Source organism: Pseudooceanicola batsensis HTCC2597 (genome assembly GCF_000152725.1).
Classification (GTDB): domain Bacteria; phylum Pseudomonadota; class Alphaproteobacteria; order Rhodobacterales; family Rhodobacteraceae; genus Pseudooceanicola; species Pseudooceanicola batsensis.
On the sequence record NZ_AAMO01000015.1, the window covers coordinates 15,317 to 36,872 of the forward strand.

Sequence of the window (21,556 nt, forward strand, 5' to 3'; positions counted from 1 at the left end):
ATGAGCAGTGCGTTCGACAAACTGGCGAGGCCTGTGCAGAAATGGATACGCCAGAAAGGTTGGCGCGAACTTCGCGACATCCAGGCGCGATCCATCCGGACGATCTACGAAACCAATGCCGATTTAATCGTTGCAGCTTCTACGGCGGGCGGAAAGACGGAGGCGGCGTTCCTGCCGTTGATTTCACAGGTGCTTGACGCGCCGTCGGGCGGCACCGGTTTCGACCTGCTCTACATCGGTCCGCTGAAAGCCTTGATCACGGACCAGGCCATGCGGCTGGAGGGCATGTGCCAGGAAGCAGAGCTACCGGTTGTTCCCTGGCACGGGGATGTCTCGCAATCGATCAAGACGCGCGCGTTGAAATCTCCAAAAGGGATCCTGCTGATAACCCCAGAGTCCCTTGAAGCGCTTTTCATTCGTCGCGGTTTGGAAATTGCCCGCCTATTTGGGGCCACGCGGGCGGTCGTGATCGACGAACTGCATACGGTTCTGGATAGCGAACGCGGTGTCCAGCTTCGTTCACTGCTCACAAGGCTCGAGCTCGCGATAAAGCGCCCAATCCGTCGGATAGGTCTGTCAGCTACGCTAGGCGACATGGACCTCGCCAAGGCCTATCTTCGCCCTGACGCAGCAAGCTCTGTCCAGCTGATCGAAGCAGATGGCGGCGAGGCAGAATTGAAGCTTCAGCTTCGCGGCTACCTCTCAGGCGATGAGGATGAAAACAGCCCATCCGCAACGGACGCGATAGCAGCCCATCTTTTCAAACACCTTCGAGGCAGCGACAATCTGGTCTTCGCCGGAGCGCGCCAACGGGTCGAGATCTACGCAGATCGGTTGCGGGAGCTTTGCGAACGGGAGCACCTGCCACAGGAATTCTATCCCCACCACGCGAGCCTCTCCCGAGAACACCGTGACTTCGTTGAGCGGCGCTTGAAGGATCCTGCGAAGCCGACGACCGCCGTTTGCACGTCGACGCTCGAGCTTGGAATCGACATCGGTGACGTGACTTGCGTGGCCCAAATCGGTGCGCCATTCAGCGTCGCGGCGTTGCGACAACGGCTTGGCCGGTCAGGCCGGCGTGAAGGACAACCGGCCATTCTGAGGCAGTATGCTGTCGAAGCCAAGTTGGCGCCGGAGAGCAGTTTCGTGGATCGTCTTCGCCTCGGCCTGATCAGGTCTATCGCGATGATAGATCTGCTGTTGGAAGGCTGGTGCGAACCGCCAAAACCGCAGGCGCTTCATCTCTCGACGCTCGTCCATCAGATACTGTCAGTCATAGCGCAGCGCGGCGGTGCGACTGCAAGCGTGGTCTACAACGTGCTCTGCCGCGAAGGCCCCTTTCGGAAGGTTACAACCGAAATCTTTGCAGACGTGTTGCGTGCGATTGGCAACCCAGAAACCGGCTTGATCGAACAGGCCGGCAGCGGGCTGTTACTTTTGGGACAGACTGGCGAAAAGCTGGTTGAGCATTACAGTTTCTATGCGGTGTTCCAGACACCTGAAGAATTCCGCTTGGTTGCGGAGGGGCGAGATCTTGGAACCCTGCCAATCGACAATGTTCTTGCTCCCGGGATGCTGCTGATTTTTTCTGGTAGGCGTTGGATGGTTCAAGAAATCCATGATCGTGAAAAGGTCATCGTCGTCAAACCCGCGAAGGCTGGTGTGCCTCCCGTCTTCGGCGGCGATGCAGGGGACATTCATGACAAAGTGATCGACCGAATGTTCGCGGTGCTCGAGGGGAATGCCAGTCCAGCTTACATGGATACAGTCTCTCTGATGATGCTCGAGGAAGCGCGTGCTCACTATGAACAGCTGGGGTTTAGGGCCAATAACATACACAGCATCGGCGAGCATACATTAGTCATTGCGACGCGGGTCGGGACGGTGAAGACATCAACCCTCGCGCTCGCACTCAGAAGCGAAGGGTTTTCGGTCGAACAACATGACGGGTTCCTGCTGCTGGAGGCCGGAGACGAAACCCCCGATCTTCAAACGGTACTAGTGCATATTCGATCCGGCGAACCTGTCGATCTGTTCTCGGGAGCAGGGAACCTCATGTCGGAGAAGTTTCATCCGTACCTGTCGCTGCCCCTCTTGGAGTTGGATGCATTATCTTCGAGGCTTGAGCCCGATACTCTTACCGCGATGGTCGGTAGAATCTTCCCGGCATAACGTGTGCGGTAATCCTCGTTGGCTGTGGTCATCTCTCTCAGGGTTATTGGTTGCTCTGTCTACCTTTGTACGCTGCGCCAGTGGCTAACGCATGGGTTCGTCCCTCCTCAAAGGTGGCGATCTCCCAGACTGCCGGATCAGAATCACGAAAACGCTTTTCATGATCGGCGGCAGCATCGCTATCGCCAAGGGCATAAAGACAATTGGCCATCGTGGCGTGGATCCATTTCATGTCACTTCGCTCAGCTGAGTTAGGATCCCTTAGTAGGCGCTCAAGATTGGCAACGATGCTTTCGCGTGTTTTTCGTGCACTCATCCTGTCGAATAGCGCTTCGTCTGGATTTGATTGCTGTGCTCCCCGCATATCGTAGCAGGTAGCTAGGTTCTCACCGTTGTAATAATCGCCTCGCACTTCAAACCCTCGACGGTAATGACGGATCGCCATATCCAACTGTCCAGGCTGGTTGGTGGCAAGCCACAGTCGCTTATACATTGCCCCCGTAATTCCGCGTGTTTCTGGATCATTCGATTGGTCTGGATCTAGCGCAGAAATGATTTTTATGCCCTCGATTAGTGCGGAGATGTGATCTGGCTGCGCGGCCTTATAAGTAGATAACGCCAATTGCTGCACGATAAAGGGGTCGTTCGGTTTGAGCGTATTTGCTGCATGGAAGGCTGCCGCTGCTCCGGCATGATCGCTTTCCTCGGCCAGCGTCTCGGCTTGGCGGATCAGGTCTGCTAGTCGTTTTTGATCAGCTTCCATCTCATCGACCAACTCATCAAATTCTTCTTCGGTCAACATAGGGCGCCGCAATCGCGGAAGAAACGTGTATACGGGACTGTCGGGTTTACCAGAAGCTAGTGCGGCTTCAATAAGAAGCCGGAGCTCGCGTGAGGCTCGGCCAGCTTCTCGTGCACCGATATCTTCTCCGAGGTGCCGGTACTGGAAAGTACTTATGTGGTCTAGGTCAAAATAGAGCCGACCAGCATCCTCTTTCATAACAATAGTTGAATTTGGGCAAAGCGCGTGGCGGACGCCGAGTTCGTAGATGGCATTGGGATTTCCGGTTGAGATGTCTGCAACGACGAGGTCTGATCGCAGCAGCATTTCATACATTTCGAGGTCAATTACGCCCGAATGGGTAACTTCGTCGGCTCGTATGCAGCGAAGGCCAGCGTCTTCTACTGCGGGGCGGATGATTGCCTCATACGTCGCATCCAGGTCGAGGGTCCGACCACTTTCATAGTCGGTCTTCTTCCCGAACCCCATGACAACAAAACAAACTTTACGGTCGTCGGACATCTTCATCTCATTGGGCCTGTGTCGTTTGTTACCGCCTGCCGTTATGACCGCACTATGCCAAAAGCGTGATCGATTTGATCGCGCGCATCAGCTCCATAAATGCGCACAGTCACAGCTGTCGCTTGGACATACATCGAATTCTTAGCACGTACCGACGTGGCCGCTGCAATTGCGTCACGATATGCCGCGACAGCATCTTCTAAACAGCCCAGTACAAGCAGGGCCTCACCGCGTGTCGCTAGTCCCCAAGGACTGGGAGGAGCCAACTCTACATGTTCAAGCGCAAGGCGTGCTGCCTCAACTGCGGCTTGCGGGATTGGATCATGATCGGCGCTTGACGCTAGATGCAAAAAGGCGACGTTAATTCCCTGATAATATGCTTGGGCAAAATTCCCTGCCGAAATGGCCGCAGCTCGACTTTCATTGTAAAGTGACAACGCTCGATCAAAATCCGTTTGGCGACGCTCCAGCAACCACCGCCGCTTTAACCGACCGGCCAGAACTCCGCGCGGATCCAGGTGATCCCGACCATCTGCCCAAGTTTCGATAACATTGAGAGCTGCTTGTGATCGACCAAGGCTCTCTAGGGCGAGCGACAAGGTTACAATGGCGTTGTCGTCGAGTTCAGAAACTATTGGCTCAAGTATGTCGATGGCGCTTTGGAACTCCCGGCGCTCGACTGCGAGCCGTGCTGTATCCGCTACTGAGTGTAAGGGGGCGTTGCCACGCAGCAACCGCCTTACAATGTCGTAAGCCAAGTCGTCCCGCGTGGCGGGGCGGACAATATCGAGATGGTTCCCCGGGATCGCGGCTTGTTGACTAACTGGGAACGGGTCGAGCGACGACGTCGACGGAACGAAGGCATCTACCTCGCCAGCAACCGAGATAAATGCGAACGGACTTTTTGCTCCGAATTGGTGCGCCCAGTCTGTACGTAGTTGGGAGATAAACGCTCCCCCGCTATCCATGTCGCGAAGCTGAAATTTGAGTAGTCGTGCGAGGCCAGCCTTTGCCAGGCCTGCGCTCGGCGTCCCAAAGAGGACTAGGTGCGATAGACGACCGTCAAAACATGATGAGTCTAGCACTGCGCGTTGCGCGACAAGGCCGCCCATACTGTGGGCAACGAGTGCGATGCAATCATATCCTGCTAACGTGCGCGAGGTTAGTTTGGTGGCAAGACTGCGCGCGCATAGTCGGATACCGGGATCTGCTTCCCACAACGGAAAATCGAGCGAGAGCCGCGACGGATATCCAATGCTGAACGCATCCCAATCAGAGAACTCAGGGTCGTCGACGAACAATCTGGAAAAGTCTGTCCAAGTTCCGTCCGCTGTACCCGAAAAGCCATGTAAGAAGATTACGGCGGCTCGGCGACCTTTCTTGCGCAGCTCAAGAATATGCGGATCGGGTACTGGACTGCCCCTAGTTGAGAACCAACCTATCAGTCGCCGCAACATTGCCATCAAGTGCGGCCCATAGTAAGAATCTCGATGATTTTGAGACCCTTGGCCCCGGCGTGTTCAGCGAGATCAGCCGTGAAGTCGTCTTCTCCGTGTGCGAGCCCTTCCCAAACTACAATAGCGAATTTCTCACGGGCATTTGCCCCTGATACGCGTGACACTATTTTTTGATTAACCTCTGAGAACGCGTTCTTGTCTGACCTTTCATAGCCTAATTCAATAAGATCCGATTGCGTTCGAGCCCGTGCTACTACTCTATCGAAGCGCGGCCCCCAATCACCAGGACGGTCGGTGACAGACACTTCGCGAAACTCGGCCGCTGCATACGGAAGAATAATGGTGGCGGGTATGTCTAGCGCTTGGCAGGCCTCAAGCCCCAAAATATCGGCACCACAAGCAGCTGCGCAAACCAGTCGGGCAATTTTTTGTTCCTTAAGCACAGCCGCGATTGCCTCTCCTACTGCAGGAGCACATTGCAGCGGAAAACGCGGCGTTTCGCGGTCATTAGGGTCGATCCGGCGACCGGCGAGACATGCAATCGCTGAAATAGTCATTTGATCTCCGGTGCCAGTTTGGACCAAGGGACCATCTTAATTCCGTTTTTCAACCAACTCGGCTGGCGTCCGGTAAACCGGTCGCCAGCGTGCACGGCGACCACCTTTTTCCCCAACTCAAGGCTCTTTTGAACCTCCCAACTAACCCATCGGCTTTCTGCTGTTTTATCGGAAACATAAACAACCGTCACAGAGGAACGGTTGATCCGCTCGGTAATCTTCTGGCGAATATATTCTGCGCGTTCGCTGTCATAAGGAGCACGAACCGAGTGGTCATTGAACTCAATATCACTATTCTCGTTCTTAGCCTGAGCGCGTAATAGATTGACCTCGTTGATGTCTTCCGTTGCAAAACTTATGAAAACATTCCGCTTTCCGCTAGTAAGGGCATCGCGTGCCTTCTGCTCAAGTGCGCTTATGTTGCCTAATTGGCTCCAGCCACCGCCGCCACCGCCGCCCATGTCATTCCTCCTCAAACTTGAATTCATTGCATGCGATACATGCGCCGCATGCCTCATCATTGCCTAAGTGACAGGAATAGGTTCCAACGATACCTTTTTGCTGTGCCAGCGCAACGACATCGATTTTATGAAATTCTGCCAGCGGAGCAATTACTCGCATCGATTTTCCCATGCTCAATGAAAGCAAGGCCTCTGCTTGGGCTAGGAAATTGTTGGTCTGGTCGGGGAAGAGGCTGGAATCTTCGTGCAACAGACCAATGGAAACGGCATCAGCTCCACGCTGAACGGCGTAAGACGATGCCACCAAGAGAAATAGCAGGTTGCGTCCAGGGGTAAAGGCATCTTCCAACACCCGCAGAGATGGATCTGTCAAGCCTGAGCGGATTAAGTCCCCAAAACCTTCAAGCTTGGCTACCTTTGGTTCTGGCAATCCCAACCGGGCGAGAACGGCTCGACAAGCGGCGAGCTCCTTGTCCTTTGATCGCTGCCCAAAATCGACGAATAATGGATATTGTTCTAGTCCTTCCTCGCGAGCAAGTACGGCAACCAACGTAGAATCTAGGCCGCCTGATACTAGTGTGACGATGCTCATTGCGCGTACCTCCTATGTTGCTTGGCGATGCGCATTACGATCCAAATTGCCCAATCGAGTATGCCCACGGGACATTTAAGTTCTTCCGCGTGAACGCGTAGTACATCCTCAAGCGGCAAATAGTGCTTGAGTGAACTGACTGCGCTACTTCCCTTCGAATGAAGGCCAGTCAGAGACATATAATCGAGAACGTGTCGATCGATTATCGCCAAGTCATATGTGAGCGCGACATTCCGCAGAAACATGCTTGCTTGCTTCGGGCCAATGCCATGTGCGTTTTCCACGAGCCAAGTGCGTGCGTGGCTCGCTGTAGCGAAACCTGCAATTAGGGTCGACAGACTGTCCGCGTTGTCCAAAACACTGGAATGAATGCGTTCAAGTTGGACAGCTCTGACTGAAGGAAAGCGGTAGAGCCGCTCGCGACCACCAACCTTCAACGGCATATGCAGTATGCCGTGGATCGAATTTCCAACGCTGCCGCAGTGATTATTGCAGTACAGAACTCCTGCTTCGTCGATCGCGTCGGCTGCGGCGGTGGCCAAAGAAAAGGGAACTTGACTACTTAACACACAGGCAGACAACTCCCACCACAACGCACGTTCGTCTGCTACATCTCTGCGTTGGGAGACTCGGCTTTCGATGTCGGGACAGATACTTGCCACCGCAGACTGCAACTGTCGGCCTTCAAAGCTCATGTCTTAAATACCTCCGGGTTAAGCCGGAGAAGCATCTCTGTTGCTGCCTTCCCAAGCCGACTGGTGACGAAGCTCTCCAATCTATCTTCTTTTGCCATTTCTCGTAGCTTCACATTGAAGCGTTTGAAATAGTCGATGTTGTGGAATGCAACTTTCCCAGCGAATTCGACGCCAGGATCGTCGAGCGCTTGGCTGGCAATCGCCAAGTCGGCGAAACGCGTCTGGTCGGTGAACAGATCAAAATGCTGGAAGTGATTTAACCTATCAGTTTCGTGGTCAACAACGGTCCGACACCACTCAAGACCATCAAAGCAGTCAGCACCGGCAGAGGCCAATATTCCTACCGTCCATGGATTGCCAGTACCGAGCAAGTGAATTGGCTGGTAAAAGGACAGCCTGTCAAGTTCACGGCGTACAGCTTGCATTGTTGCGACACGCTGGCGGATACCAGCGCCAAGTTCACGCTCTGGAATTCCGATCATAGGCGGATGGAGCGTTTCGGCTACTAGCCGTGTAACCGTTGGTATCAGCTCAGCCTTGTATCCTCCAGATTTCAAGCGTGGCACATGGATCACCGGCAACACCGGTGCACCCGTCATCGCTTGATCACGTTTTGTGTTCTCAATGATGCCATCGGCCAAGCGCGATGCCTTACTGGGCAGTCTCGTTTTAGGTTTGTCGAAGCAAAACGCCCAGTCGAACGGGACCGTACCAAGGACCTCTTCGAAATCACTTGTTGTCCAGCGCTTGGCTGCAAGCCTGCTAGCCTCATAATTTCCTGAATCCAGCAGGATGAAGCCTCCAGTGTCCTTATATTCATTGAGTGCATCGATCAGCGCATCCGGTTTGCGCCGTTTGACTAAGTCCCAAGCCGAGACAAGCAACGTTGGCGCTCGTGCTAACGCAAGCGCCTTGACGGCACCATGAGGAACGAGCTGTGTTTCAAAGGAAGAGACTGAGAGAAAGACGCTAGGCAACGGAAGGCGCCCATTTGCAATATCAGGGGGGCGCCTCGACCGTTTGGTAGGCGGAAGGTTTGCAGTCAAACGGTTAAACAGACGCGAAAAAGCTTCGTGATCCTCCCGTTCGTTCCATGAAGAGAGATCGACCGTAGCATACCCACCAAACCCGTATGCCGGGCCGCTCCCATCAAGACTTGCGCAGATGATTTTTACGTTGTGTTGTTGAGCGAGTCGAACCTCGTCAATCACGGTGTCTTTTGTATTTGATGCTGCTGACCAGAGTACGAGGGCACTTCTTGCAGCTGCGAGCTCCGCGTTCATCTCATCTATAAATCGTTGCTTGACGAGCCTATCCCACCACACAGTCCAGCGTCGAGACAATAGCTCGACCAGCTTCTCGGTGCGGCCTTCGTCTTGACGTCCGTAAATGACATAAATATCCGCCAAACAAATCTCCTAACCTAACCGCTTTCAGTAGAATGTTAGAAAGAGGATAGATACAAGCTAAACCTTAGATTGTTCTGGGTGTCGAGGTCGCCCAAGCCGCTTGGTAGAGAGCACTCGTGAAATCTCTGGCCAGAATGACCTTCAGGCGTGGGTTCTCAAGCACCACGGATTGCGCTTCATCGAGTATTATTACTGACTGACCGGCAAGAGAAAGCGCTACAGCATCAGCGATGCAGTCGCGGGAAAGGCCATCGGCAAGCACCAACAAAGCTGCGTGTTGTTCTTCAGTCGGGGGCGTATGAACATGTTCGGCACGGACGCCCAGCTCCCCCAAGCGGTGAAGCGTCTCTTCAAGCACGTATTTGTTACCCAACGTGTTCGATGCAGCCAAGACAGCAACAGGGCCTCGCAGCATACCTCCAACCGGTTCTAACATTGGATGCTGCCGCTCTATCGGAAAGTCGCGATTTTGCACATAGTATGCTACGGCGAGCGACGCCTGTTCTGCCGCTGCCGTTGCATCCTCACCCTCAAGTCCCCAGTAATGTGCGAAGGTCGCAGAGAAAACGTCACCGGTGCCAATTTTGAAGACGTTAGAAGAGCGAAAGGCTGGTACGAACATTGTCCTCTTCCTGCTTTCGATGACAAGAGCTCCGCACACGCCTTGCTTTACTATGACAACCGAGGCGGCGCCCGTGTTGACAAGACTACGCGCTGAATCTTCGAGGTCAGAGATTCCGGTCCCACTAATGAGCTCCCGGGCATTTAGGACGAGCGTTATCTCGTCTGCTTCCGAGCCATTCCGCCTAAAGTGGAGAGACCCCCACGTGCCTTGGGGGTCAAAGATAGCACGCCGTGCGCGCACCACGGCGTCCCCCTCGACTAGGCCAAACCTTAACACTGTCTCCGCATCCACATGGAACGCTCTTTCTTGCGCAATATCGCTCGGTTCAAGGTGGGGGGTGGATAGTGGATGAAAGTAAGCAAACGCTATCGGCGATTGGCGCCTCATCAGCTCCAAGGTGATGCCGCTGTCCCGATACGGCTCTAAAGCAATCGACTGATCATCTTCAAAATAGCTGTGAAGGATTGTTTTGTCACCAAGAGCGGCAAGCGCCTGTGCCGCGCGTCCACCGGAGCCAAGCAAGGTGTTCCACGCCGGGTGAAGGCAAATCTCCCGATAAAGCCCTCCAGCTATATGAATTGGCGTGCGTAATCCTGTCACTTGTAGCCGAGCCGCTGATAAACTGGCTCCTGATAGTGCCAATCATCCTTGGTTTCCATTGTCCAGTTGGTGAGAGCATGTGCCACAATTCTTGGAGAAAACGGAACAAATATGGCCCCAATACCCTTGATAATAGGAGGGCACGTAGCCTCTTCCATGTAACGCGATCCATTGAGATTGATGCCAATGATGCGGCACCCCCTCTCTCTCGCGACCTCCATTTCCCAGCGGACGTACTTATGCTTGGATCGGGTGTCCTGACCAATAAGAACGGCAAACGTACCGGCCAAATCAATCCTCTCGCGGCACTTTCGTTTGATATACGCTTCGTTCTCCGAATTGATCTCTTGAGCAAGCTGGCAGTTCGCGAAGTTGAAGTCGATACGCTCGTGCTGCTTCCATGCGAGCATCAAGCGATAGTAATGAATGTCGGTGCTGCTGAATCCGACGAAAGTGCGTGGAAGCCCCATTTAGCCACCTACTTGATGTTGGTCACTTATCGTCGACTATAGCTGGGCAGCCGGTCAACTGGAAGTCGCGCATCGCTCCGATGCGCCTCAACGGCTTCGTTGACAGGATGGCATAGCTTTAACCGAAATGGTTCCTCTGACCCATATTTGCGTCTTTGGAATCGCGTGGCCGCTCAACAACAAGGGTCCGTTTCTCGATATTTAGCTCAGTGAACTTTTTTGCGGAAGAGCGGTTCGGAACGCTGGTTTCGACTGGCAACGTCTCCCTCAGCTGTTCCCCCATTTCTCAGTCACGGCCACCACACTTCTCCCTTTGTCTGAGTTGCATGACATGCTGGTCGCAGCTGTCGTCCCGTCCACAAAGGTTGTCGCCGATCTTTTTCCCCTGACCCTGCGGGTCATTCCGCGCGGATCAAAAAGACCGGCGCCTGCCCCTCTCCGCTGCGCTTCGCCTTCGGTGTGGCCGGGCCTTGGCAAGCTGCATGACCGCACTTCGTGCTGCAACGCAAACATGGAGAAGAGCAATGACCACGAACTGCATCAAATTCACCAGCGCCGACATCGAAACCGCCAAGGGCACAGGTTCCATCTCGACCCTGACCTTCGACCTCGACATCACGGTCGAACCCGTCGCGAGCACGAACCCGATGGCCCCCACGCACCGCGTCCTCGGCCGCTCCCCGCGCGGCAAGCTGATCGAGTGCGGCGGCATCTGGAAGAAGCAGAACAAGGAGACCGGCGCCGACTACTACACGCTGACCATCCGCGATCACGGCTTCAACGCCAACCTCGGCAAGGCTGCCAACCAGGACGATCTGTCTCTGCAGGCCGTCATCCCCTGGGGACCCAAAGAGGCCGCCTAAGCCAACGGCCAGACCGCTCCGGCGGTCTGGCTTTTTCTCGTTCCGAGGAACTGGTCCTGGGCGGGCGCAAGATCAGTGTCCGAAGAATGCCGCATATTTCGGACTCGGACGTAGTGGCGGGTAGTCAGACGGGATATGTCGCAGTTGCGGCTTCGATCTTTCTGCTCTGTGAGAGGGCGCATCGTGGGAACCCGATGCGGAACCGAATGTCCGCAGGGAGAGCTGGCAGCTCGCTGAGCGAGGCAAGCGCACCCCTTCTCTCTTTCGAGCAACACGCGCCTGGGTCGTGTTGGCGAAGCTCCTAGGGGCGGCGAACTCACCTTGTGGAGCGAGGGTGCAAGCCGCAGATGAACGTCATGCGTCTGGAGGGCATCGTCTCCAATCCGTGTCACCGCCGCGCGCCTTTCCATCGACCTGTTGGCCTCTCAGATCGCTAGCCCGGGGTCGAGCGGTCGGCAACGCCAGGGACAGGTTTCTGGACGGCTGACGCGCTTTACGCGCTGCGGGGCATCGCTCACAACAAACCTGCCCTCGGCGTGCTCCATTTCATTCCGCCCCGTGCCGGGTGCAGCCCGCTCTCATGCCCCCGGTCTTTTCCACGATCCGTCCAACGACGATCAACGGAAAGGATCACACCGTGACACTCGAACAATCCATCGACCTCGCCGAACTGCAAGCCGACATGGCCTTCGAAGCCTACCTCGCCGCCTTCGAAGAAGACGCCCATCCCGAGACCCTCGACAGCCTCGAGACCGAAGCGCTGATCGCACGCAGCCGCTACGACGACCTGCGCTCTCAGGGACTGGGTCACTGACCCAGACACCCCTGCGGGTCTTCGGGTCCGCAGGGGTTTGACGTCGTCTCTCAGAAGCTTCGTGACGCCTTCAGAGGGTGCGACCCGCGCCATCCCGCGCGGGCCGTATTCGTGTTCCTGGTGGCCGATCCGTGACCGGCTCGGGCGCTCGGACTGCTCGTCGTTGCGTGCTGCTTGAGCGCAAGTTTCGGAAGCCTACTCGACCTGGTTGTCCTGCATCGATGAGGGCGGGACCCGTTCCATGTCGCGCCGCAACGCGGGGTCTTGATGGTGTCCAATGCCCGCAAAAAAACACATCATGCAAAACGTAATATTGCGCAATGTGATTTATTGAAGTATACGCGAAGGAGAGAAGGAAGACGTTGGCAGGATATGGCCAATGTTTGCACATTTTGTCCGAGGGGTCTGACCCGTGCCGAGGCCAGCGAAAAACCTGAAGCTTGAAGAGCGCATCGAAGTCGCGCGGCGCTTTGCGGCGGGCGAAAGCGCGAAGGACCTGGCGGCGGCGTACGGCATCTCTCCACGCCACGTGAACCGGCTCGCGAGGGAGGAGGCGGGCGAGGGCATAATGGTGCGCGACCCGAGCGAGACGGTGGCATTCCGGGCAAGCATATCCGAGCTCGATGCCTTCGACGCCGAGTGGCGCGCGCGGGGTTTTGCCAACCGGTCCCAGGCGCTGAATGCGGTTCTGCGAGGACGGTGCGGATTCCTCGATGTACCCCGTGATCTGGTCGCGGAGTTCTGCGCGGCATGGCGTCAGGCGAAGGATGTGAGCGACGCCGGATTGGCTCTCGCCAAGGCGGTCCATCGCTGTCGGTTGGAGGTCTCGGAGGCGGATCGCGCGGTGCTGATCGAACTCTTGAATCTGGCGCAGTCGATGAGCCGTCAAATGGGCCGGATGAAGGATGCGGCGCTGGCGCTGCGTGCTCAGGAGTGGCCTAAAAAGGAAGAAGGGCAGGGGGAGGAGGGCGCGGTTCTGGAGGATGGCCCGCGCACGATCGGGAGCGGATTGAGGCTCGTCAGGAATGGCTGATCCGCTCGCCCTCTACGCCTCGGTCATGGGCCGGCTCTGGGAGGATGAGCGCATCCGGGGGCAGGCCGCGGCGCGGATCGACGCGCGGCTGGCGGGGCGTCGGCAGGGTCGCAGTTTCGCGCGCGTCGGATCCCTGTCGGCGCGCAACGCGCTGAAGGCGGCGTCGGGGCAAAGCCGCGCGGCGGTCTTCAAACGGATCCGGGCAGGGGGCTGCAAGACGAGGTGTAGCCTCGGGGCACAGCTCTCCTATATCAACGACAAGGCCGTCTACACCTACTCCACGATGACCAACGCCCTGACCGATGCGGCGGTGCTTTCTGAAGAGCAGAAAGAGGACATCATCGAGGATTGGGCCGGGACCTGGCGTGGCTCGACCAAGCTAGGCTTCACCTCCCACATGTTGCTGTCCTTCCCGACCGACGTAACCGTTGACCAGGTCCGCGACATCGCCATGGACTGGACGGAGCATTTCTTCGAGAGTGGCGAATATGGCGACCAATGGGACTATGTTCTCGCGGTCCATGACGACCGCGCGCACAAGCACGCACACATCATCCTGAACAATCGCGGCGTCGAAAACGGCACCTGGTTCTCTTGCTGGGCCGAAGGCGTGATGTCGCCGCAGCTCATGCGCGAGAAGCAGGCCGAAATCGCCGAACGCTATGGCGTGATGCTTGACGCGACCACCCGGCTCGAGCGCGGCATTTTTGAAAAGCCCGCTGGGATCGAGGAGATCTACCGCGCCAAGGAAGAGGCCCGCCTGCCGCGCGAGATCGTCATGACGACCCAGGAAACCGCCATCGCCCAGGCGCAGGTGGTGGGCTTCGCCAAGGACTACAAGAACCTCGCCGACCTGCTGGACCGGATGGACCAGCGCCACATGGCGCGCGCCCTGCGCGGCATGGCGGACGGGCTTGGCTCGGGCACGCCGTGGAACTTCACCGAAGGAGAGATAGACATGAAGGACATCAAGACCGTCGGTGATGCAATCGACTATTCCGAGCGCACGATTGAGGCGCTGAGGCTTAAGGCCGAGGAACTGGATCCAGCCGAGCGGGCCGCTTTTGAAGCCAAGGCCGCTCCGATTATCGCGGACCTCTCGCAAATGGTGCCGGACCCGGAACTGCGCGCGCGCTTTGGCAAGCAGCTCGAAGAACCCTATCCGCCCGGGGCGGGCAGCGAGGTGCTGATCGCGGCACTGCAATCCGGCAAGGACGAGGGGCTGCGCGACGTGCTCGAGCGTGCTGAGGAGGTGGGCATGGACAGCGAGGAACTGGTGGCGCGGATCGCGGCGGGTGGCACGCGGAACTACGGCATGGCGCAGGATTGGGTCGAGCGGGACATGAACGCAGTGCTGGCGAAAGACGGTCTCAGCGTGGAGGCAGCCAACGACGATCAGCTCGATGCCGCGCTCGAAAAGGTCGACGGTGTGATGGACGCGTTGATGGAACGCGCCAAGGAACTGGGCGTCGAGATCGGCCGGACTCTCGCGGACGAAGAACAGGAGATCCTGCCACTTATCGACGAGGACGACCGGACGCCCAATCCCTACCTGCAGGACCTCGCCGACATGTTGCGGGACGGCAAGCTCACCGAGGCACAGGAAGAGACCATCGAGCGGACTCTGCAATCCGAGCTCTTCAAAGAACTGGGCGAAGAAGGCTTGGCCGAACTTCGCCGCGGCAACTACGAGGTGCTGGATGCGGCCCTGCCGAGCAAGCTCGATCAAATCACCGTCACGCAGGAGTTCCTGGAGATGACCTTCGAGGAAACGGGTGATCAGGTCTTCACCGATCGCGCCGCCGGGTTGCAGCAGGACAAGGCGACCGAAGTGGCGCGGCTGCGCGGCCAGCAGGAGGCGCAGGAGCTGGGTCGCGACCGCGGTCTCGATGACGAGATGGAATTCTGAGGGGGAGATGACCACCATGACCAAGACACTTCCCCTCTGGGCAGCACTCCTCTTCGGTGTGATCTGCGGTGCCGTCATCGGCACCATCGTCGCTGCCTTCTACCTAACCCTGGCCCTGAAAACCGGGTTTCAGAGTTACGACATGCTGGCGCTCTGGAAGGCGAGCGCGACCACACGTGCAGCGCATCCTGAAGCCTTCAAGGTGGGTTTCGGTGCCGTCGGCTTCGGGGCGATCGGCCTGGGCGCGCTGGCGCTCGCTTGGACCTGGAAGAAAGAGCGCGACGACTACGGATCGGCACATTGGCAGACCAGGGCGGAGCTGAGGAAGAACGACATGTTGGAGGCGCCGGGCAAGGGCTTCGTCTGTGGCAAGCTCGGCGCTCCGACCTCGAAGGCGGAGTTCATCTCCTCGACGACCATCCCGCATGTGATGATGGTGGCGCCAACCCGTGCCGGTAAGGGTGTGGGTTTCGTAATCCCGAACCTTCTGAGCTTTGCAGGCTCAGTCGTGGTGCTCGACGTGAAGGGCGAGAACTTCGAGAAAACCGCGCGGCTCCGGGCGCTGAACGGCGACGAGGTCTATCGCTTCAGCCCCTTTGACTGGGCCAACGCCACGCATCGCTACAACCCACTCGCGCGGATCGCCAAGGCCCCGACGTTCGCGCAGCGTTTCACCGAGGTCTCGATCCTCGCCGACCTCTTCCTCGACAAGGACAACAAGACCCTCGACACCTTCTCCGAGGCTGGCAAGTCGATCTTTGTCGCGGCCTGTCTACTGGCGATCCAGCGCGGCACGCCGAACCTTGGCGAGGTAAACAAGATCGTTGCCGGGGGCGAATACAAGAACGCCCAGTACAAGACCTATGCCGACGAGGCCGAGGAAGACATCCTGCGCGAGCTCTGGACCAATGCGGCCTCGGCCTCATCGCGGCTGCTGACTTCGAACATCCAGGCGCTGATGACCGCCGGCCTAAAGCAATGGGACAACCCGGCGGTGCGCTCGGCCACGCAAGACAGTGACTTTGATTTCTCGACGTTCAGGAAGACCCCACAGTCGCTCTATATCGCGGTCTCCGAGGATCACATCGCAACGCTGGCTCCGCTCCTGCGCCTGATGTTCGCCGACCTCATCGCCTCGATCCGCCTGAACGAGCCGGGCCCGGATGAGCCCTGGCCGGTCATGATGATGATCGACGAATTCCAGCAGATGGGGGCGATGCCCTATCTCGAACGCGCGATCCATTCGCTGGCAAGCTATGGCGGTCGCGTCGCGATGATCGCGCAGTCGCTGGCCTCGCTCGACCGGATCTATGGCCCCGAAGGCCGGGAGAGCCTCGAGAACGGGGCAGGGCTCAAGCTCTACATCACCCCCCGTGATCAGCGCACGGTGAAGGAGGTCTCCGCCGCCGTCGGCAGCACCACGCGCGAGGCGGTGACCCGCATGTACGGCCGCAACAAGGGTTTCCTTGGCGCGACCTCGACATCAGCGCGGCTGGAAGAGCGGCCGCTGCTTTCAGAGACTGAAGCGCGCCTGATGGATCCCGACGAGGTCATCATCCTCGCCTCGCCCCAGCACCCGATTAAGGCGAGCCGGGTCAAGTATTACGACGATCCGTTCTTCAAGCAGATGCTGGCCCGCCAGGAGGGCAAGCCGTTCCCCTATCCGCCGAGTGTGCAGGGCGTGGGGCCTTGGGGTAGCAACGGCGATGATGAGGCCGGCGCAGACGAGCCGGCGAAACCGACCGAACGCGCGCTTGTCCGGGATCGCTCGCAGCGGCGCAAAGCGCGGGCGATGAGCGTCAGGACGATGGAGGCCGGGCGCGGGCAACCAGAGCCGGAGACGCTCGATCGGGACGCGGCGGTGCCGAAGGAATGGGAGGCAGTGTTGGATGCGCGGGAGGATTTCATCGAGGAGTTGATGGGGCATTGACAGTATTAGGAGTTGCGACAGGACACGATAGCGAGTGCATCTGCAAGCATTCGGATTTCCCGTTGACAGGATCAGTTCAAACAGTTGAATTTGAACGGTAGTTGGCTCTAGAAATGGGAAGACGCATGCCGAGAAAAATTAGTTGTTTTGTGTCGTTCTCAACTGCAGATGGCGATGAAGATGCCATCAAATTTCTCTTGGCGCATTTGTCAAACATCTGTGAAGAAAAAGTAGACTTCAAAGCATACTTCAATAATCGGAGCGGATCCGACCTAGGGAAGTTCATGAAGGAGGATCTACTTTCTGCAGACGCAGTTCTGGCACTTTTCTCCCCAGACTATAAAGTAAAGAGTGACCAACATATTAAGTCGGGGGTACTAACCGAATATATGTTTATCGTTGATAGGCTGGAAGGGAGACAGGATGGCAAACCCCCCTTGTTCATACCAGTAGTCTGGAAAGCGAACTCCGATCAAGCGTTGCCAAACTATTTTAATGGTAGAGAGCTAACCCGCGACTTGAGTCAATTCAAGCCGATACAAACAACAGGTCCCGCCTATTTACCAGATAGAACTGCCTCAAAAACAAAGCCAGATATTGACGCCATTTGTCGAGATCTTCTCGACTGTTGGCGCGAAAACGATCCGGAACTCGATAGAATCCAAACGGAAGTCGATAGTATATTGTTGGACCCGGTTGCTATTTCCGAAGTTGATTCAATATCTTGTGAGAAGGGAATGGATGGTGGCATTGAGGTGAGTGACGCCTTTTTCCGAAAAGCAGAACGAACAAGCTTTACCATAGATGAATTTTCCAACGAATTTTTTGTGAAGACGAGTGCATTTAGAGCTATTGGCAAGTATCACAAAATTGCATTTACAGGTCGAAAGGGCTCTGGAAAAACGACGCTCCTGAAAGTGTACAAGTTTCAGAACTCGGAACTCTATTTCGATCCCATCGACGTGGAAGTGAACGACTGGAATCTTCACTATCTATTGCAAGACTTAACGTTCAAATCCGCCGAGGGCGACTTAACTTACACAGCAGAAGAGTCGAAAGTCTTCGACTATATTTGGCCGGTCTTTCTTTCTCTTTGCATGGTCAAGAGTGTTATCTCGTGCGTGGGCGACACTTCCTTAGGCAAACTTCTCCCGAAAAAAGCACATGTGGAACGATTTGAATGCGACTCGGGTCGATATGAGGCGCTCTTCAATATGTCTGTCGGGGTTGTGAGGGAGTTCATAGAAGACTGTATAGCGAAAGCATCTACAGTGAATGAGTCTCGGTTCAAGTCTGACCTTTTACGATTGATAAACGTACAGTCTTGCACTGAATACCTTCTAGGTACCGCGTACCAAGGGCTGATTGAAACAGTTCAACGAGATCCAAATAATCGAAGATTTCTATTTTGCTTGGACAGGTTCGACACCGAAATTCAGAAGTATCGAAAAGATATTAAGGATAGAAATCTCCCGGAAGATCAAAGGCGTAGGTGGGAGCAACGAGAGATATTCTGGATCCAGGGACTTGTCGAGCTCATCGATCATTTACGTAGCCCAGATAACTCATCCCCGAACCAAGACTTCTATAAGTTGCTCGGGCCACATTTGGATTTCTGCGTGCCACTTCCGAGAGACAGACTCTATGAGGTGCAACTGCGCCGTAGAGACGCGATCGTTGGGGAGATCAACGAAGAAATTAGCTGGCAACCCTACGAACTACTCACAATGCTGAGGAAGAGATTGCAGGTGGTCTGGGGAGTTCCAGATTCACGCTTGGACAAGTTAGGAAATCGAGCTCTCGGTCGCTTCCGACAGGTCCTGAAAGAAAGCGGAAGGAGACTTCCAGATAGTGTTGACGTCAAGATCAATGGCGCGGCCTTTTCTATTGATCTATTCTTGAACGTACTCCGACATTCGTTTTTTAGGCCGCGGGATGTACTTTTACACTATACACGGATAGTTGCCCGCGCTGAGCTAGCATACAAAAGAAATGAGAAAGTATCTCCGTCATATGTTGCACGTATTATTTCGGAGCAGACGCATCGAATTGTTGAGGAAGAGTTCCTTGGCGAGTTTTCAGATACGTTTACTAATTTGCGGGAAATTCTAGATACGTTTAAGGCTTCCCCACAGATTCTTTCATGCGAACAGCTTCGTGAAAAGCTGCAAGGTCTTCGGTTCGAAATGTATGGCCGTAGTGAGATAAGTAAGCTTGGGCAGAAAGTTAGGTTTCTTTATGAGATCGGATTTTTGGGTATCCGGGCTGACGCCGTTCAGTTAGGGGGGGTATCTTTAGATGATTTTGATTTCTACTTTTTTAATCCAAGATATGCTCAGAATTTGGAAAGCGAGGATGTGCTAGCGGCATTGATTTTTGCCATTCATCCAATATTCATTGAGCACCTTACATTGAAAATGAATTCAAAACAGCCGGTAATGATGCTCAATTGGGATCAAGTTGAAGCAATGGATGTGTTCGACTGAATTCAGTCAAACCTGAGACCCGACTTCCCTCCAGCCTTTGGGGGAATCCGTCGATTGATTTCTGGCCTCATGCGGCCTGGGTTTCCAGTCTCGATTTCATTGCAAATTCCTCGGGCGTCAGGTTGCGTTGTAGTCATCCCTCCATGTTGTGATCTTTTCGCGGGCCTCGGCCAGTGACGAGAACAGGGTTTTCTTCAAGTGTTCGTCCCTGAAGCTGCCATTGAAGCTCTCAACAAAACCGTTCTGCATCGGCTTGCCCGGCGCGATGCTATGCCAGTCGATTCTCGTCTCCTGGCACCATCTGAGCACCGCCATACTGGTCAGTTCCGTCTCGTTGTCGCTGACAAATGTTCTGGGTCGTTGGCGTCGGGTCATGATCGTGGTCAGTTCCCGCGTGACACGCAGCCCCGAGAGCGAGGTGTCGGCGACCAGGGCGAGGCACTCCCGGCTGAAGTCGTCGACGATGGCCAAGACACGGAACCTGCGCCCGTCGGTGAAGGCGTCAGAGACGAAATCCGAGGCTCCAGCGTTCGTTGGGCTTCTCTGGAACAAACATCGGTCTGAGTGTCCCGAGGGCCCGCTTCCGGCCGCCGCGTTTCCTTACCTGCAGCTTCTTCTGGTTCACTCGCCAGCCCTGCCGCTCCAGCATAACGTGCACGCGGCGATAGCCGAACCGGCGACGCTCCGCTGCTACGACCTTCATCGCCTGACGCAAATCCGCATCGTCCGGGCGCACGCTGCGATACCGCACGCTCGACCGGTCAACGTCCAGAACAGAACACGCCCGCCGCTGGCTCACCTGATGCGCTTCGCACAGATGTGCCACGGCCTCCCGCCTGGCCGCGGGCGTCACCATTTTTTTGATGCAACGTCTCGCAGCATCGCGTTGTCCAGCATCTGCTCGGCCAACAGCTTCTTCTGCTTGGCGTTCTCGTCCTCCAGCGCCTTAAGCCTCCTGGCATCCGAAACTTCGAGCCCGCCGAACTTCGCCTTCCACTTGTAGAACGTCGCCGAGCTGATCCCGAGCTCGCGGCACACGTCCGCCGTCGCAACGCCGCTCTCCTGCTGCTTCAGGAGCGAGATGATCTGCTCTTCGCTGAACCGTGATCTCTTCATTCTGTCCGCCTCCTTCGTTGGGACGGACTCTACCTCACAATGGAGGAGGAAACGGGTCTCAAGTCACGAAGTCTACTTATACTGTTTGATTTGGCAAATAAAACTCGGTAATCCCCCGCTTCCCCTCGGCCCGTCCAAGCTGCACGATCACATCGATGGATTTCCGGATGTATTCCCGCATCTCGGCGAAGGTCAGCGGTGTCCCCGCCTGCAATACCATGATCGCCAGCCGGTCGATGGCGAGTTCCGCGGTTTCCGCGTGGATGGTGGAGACCGACCCGCCATGGCCGGTGTTGATCGCCTCGAGATAGGTCAGGGCTTCGGCGCCTCGCAACTCGCCGACGATGATCCGATCGGGGCGCATGCGGAGGGAGGCCTGCAGGAGGGCGTTGGCACTGCGTTGCGAGCCGGAACCGCGGTCGGCCAGAAGGGCGACGGTATTGGGTTGGCCCGGGAACAGCTCAAAAGCGTCCTCAATGGTGATCAGCCGTTCGTGCTCGCTGACGTGGGTCAGAAGGTGGCGGGCAAAAGTGGTCTTACCGGTCGAGGTGCCGCCGCTGATCAGGACGTTGAGCCGCGCCTCGACCAGGGTTTGCAGCGCGGCCTCGAGATTTTCTTCGGCGAGACTGGCAATGTTCTTCATCTTCTCGGCGCGGAGGGCATCGAGCGAGACAGCCTTGCCGAAGAGATAGGCCGGTGCGTAGTCCCGGACGCTGCCCGAGGCAAAGAGGCGGATGGTGATCGAGGCGCCGCGATCAATGGCGGGCGGCACGGCGACCTGGACCCGGAGGGGGCGGCCTGCATATTCCACCTTGCCGGAGACGAGCGGGTTCTTTTCAGAGACGCGGGCCTTGGCATCGCCGACGATGGTCTGGGCCATGTTGAGGGCGGTGGTGCGATCCACGGTCTGGCCTTCATGGCGCATGGTGGCGTCGCCCGCCACCTCGAGCCAGACCTTGCCGTCCGGATTGATCGCGATCTCGACCACGTCATCGCGCCGCAGCAGGTCGCGGAACGGGTCGAGATAGCGCTCGAGGTATGAGGCTGGTGACGCCTGATCCATC

Annotated in this window: 17 protein-coding genes and 1 pseudogene; 7 read left to right on the plus strand and 11 right to left on the minus strand. The window is 56.5% G+C overall.

The window, feature by feature from the left end; translation table 11 throughout:
* Complete coding sequence (locus tag OB2597_RS03720) at positions 1–2,172, plus strand: DEAD/DEAH box helicase (protein WP_009804182.1); 2,172 nt, start codon at positions 1–3, stop codon at positions 2,170–2,172.
* Between the two features lie 43 nt (positions 2,173–2,215).
* Here OB2597_RS03720 and OB2597_RS03725 read toward each other — a convergent pair whose 3' ends face one another.
* From OB2597_RS03725 to OB2597_RS03745, 9 genes are all read right to left on the minus strand, one after another.
* Positions 2,216–3,475 (minus strand): tetratricopeptide repeat-containing protein, encoded by a 1,260-nt coding sequence (locus OB2597_RS03725; RefSeq protein WP_050759206.1) that lies wholly within the window; start codon positions 3,473–3,475, stop codon positions 2,216–2,218.
* A 41-nt stretch (positions 3,476–3,516) separates the two neighbouring features.
* Positions 3,517–4,938, minus strand: coding sequence for a tetratricopeptide repeat-containing protein (locus OB2597_RS21730; RefSeq protein ID WP_161601028.1), 1,422 nt, complete (start codon positions 4,936–4,938; stop codon positions 3,517–3,519).
* Entirely contained in the window at positions 4,938–5,489 is a 552-nt protein-coding gene (locus OB2597_RS21735) for a hypothetical protein (RefSeq protein WP_148234672.1), read from the minus strand. The genes OB2597_RS21730 and OB2597_RS21735 overlap by 1 nt, the downstream gene beginning before the upstream one ends.
* Positions 5,486–5,950 (minus strand): TIR domain-containing protein, encoded by a 465-nt coding sequence (locus OB2597_RS20820; RefSeq protein WP_050759200.1) that lies wholly within the window; start codon positions 5,948–5,950, stop codon positions 5,486–5,488. Before OB2597_RS20820 ends, OB2597_RS21735 begins: the two co-directional genes overlap by 4 nt.
* Before the next feature lies 1 nt (position 5,951).
* Positions 5,952–6,542, minus strand: coding sequence for a 7-cyano-7-deazaguanine synthase (locus OB2597_RS20825; RefSeq protein WP_050759201.1), 591 nt, complete (start codon positions 6,540–6,542; stop codon positions 5,952–5,954).
* Positions 6,539–7,237, minus strand: a complete 699-nt coding sequence (locus tag OB2597_RS20830; protein WP_050759202.1) for an 8-oxoguanine DNA glycosylase — start codon at positions 7,235–7,237, stop codon at positions 6,539–6,541. The genes OB2597_RS20825 and OB2597_RS20830 overlap by 4 nt, the downstream gene beginning before the upstream one ends.
* A complete protein-coding gene (locus tag OB2597_RS21225) occupies positions 7,234–8,646 on the minus strand; it encodes a toll/interleukin-1 receptor domain-containing protein (protein WP_040609059.1) in 1,413 nt (470 codons plus the stop codon). The genes OB2597_RS20830 and OB2597_RS21225 overlap by 4 nt, the downstream gene beginning before the upstream one ends.
* Positions 8,647–8,710: 64 nt before the next feature.
* Entirely contained in the window at positions 8,711–9,658 is a 948-nt protein-coding gene (locus OB2597_RS03740; protein ID WP_238529702.1) for a PfkB family carbohydrate kinase, read from the minus strand.
* Between the two features lie 209 nt (positions 9,659–9,867).
* Positions 9,868–10,341, minus strand: a complete 474-nt coding sequence (locus tag OB2597_RS03745) for a TIR domain-containing protein (RefSeq protein ID WP_009804185.1) — start codon at positions 10,339–10,341, stop codon at positions 9,868–9,870.
* Between the two features lie 524 nt (positions 10,342–10,865).
* Here OB2597_RS03745 and OB2597_RS03750 point away from each other — a divergent pair.
* From OB2597_RS03750 to OB2597_RS21740, 6 genes are all read left to right on the plus strand, one after another.
* Entirely contained in the window at positions 10,866–11,204 is a 339-nt protein-coding gene (locus tag OB2597_RS03750) for a DUF736 domain-containing protein (protein WP_009804186.1), read from the plus strand.
* 637 nt (positions 11,205–11,841) lie between these two features.
* Complete coding sequence (locus OB2597_RS22230; RefSeq protein WP_009804187.1) at positions 11,842–12,018, plus strand: hypothetical protein; 177 nt, start codon at positions 11,842–11,844, stop codon at positions 12,016–12,018.
* Positions 12,019–12,430: 412 nt separating this feature from the next.
* Positions 12,431–13,051, plus strand: a complete 621-nt coding sequence (locus OB2597_RS03760; RefSeq protein ID WP_009804188.1) for a helix-turn-helix domain-containing protein — start codon at positions 12,431–12,433, stop codon at positions 13,049–13,051.
* The gene (locus OB2597_RS03765; protein WP_009804189.1) at positions 13,044–14,960 is read left to right on the plus strand and encodes a relaxase/mobilization nuclease domain-containing protein; all 1,917 of its coding nucleotides are present in this window, start codon (positions 13,044–13,046) and stop codon (positions 14,958–14,960) included. The genes OB2597_RS03760 and OB2597_RS03765 overlap by 8 nt, the downstream gene beginning before the upstream one ends.
* 16 nt (positions 14,961–14,976) lie before the next feature.
* Complete coding sequence (locus OB2597_RS03770; RefSeq protein WP_040609083.1) at positions 14,977–16,890, plus strand: type IV secretory system conjugative DNA transfer family protein; 1,914 nt, start codon at positions 14,977–14,979, stop codon at positions 16,888–16,890.
* Positions 16,891–17,015: 125 nt separating this feature from the next.
* On the plus strand, positions 17,016–19,376 hold the full coding sequence (locus tag OB2597_RS21740) for a P-loop ATPase, Sll1717 family (protein ID WP_067267174.1): 2,361 nt from the start codon (positions 17,016–17,018) through the stop codon (positions 19,374–19,376).
* A gap of 126 nt (positions 19,377–19,502) precedes the next feature.
* On the opposite strand, the pseudogene OB2597_RS22450 reads toward OB2597_RS21740, so the two are convergent.
* A pseudogene (locus tag OB2597_RS22450) lies at positions 19,503–20,492 on the minus strand (IS3 family transposase); the annotation flags it as partial.
* A gap of 76 nt (positions 20,493–20,568) precedes the next feature.
* The gene (locus tag OB2597_RS03790; protein ID WP_009804194.1) at positions 20,569–21,555 is read right to left on the minus strand and encodes an ATPase, T2SS/T4P/T4SS family; all 987 of its coding nucleotides are present in this window, start codon (positions 21,553–21,555) and stop codon (positions 20,569–20,571) included.
* Between the last annotated feature and the right edge of the window lies 1 nt (position 21,556).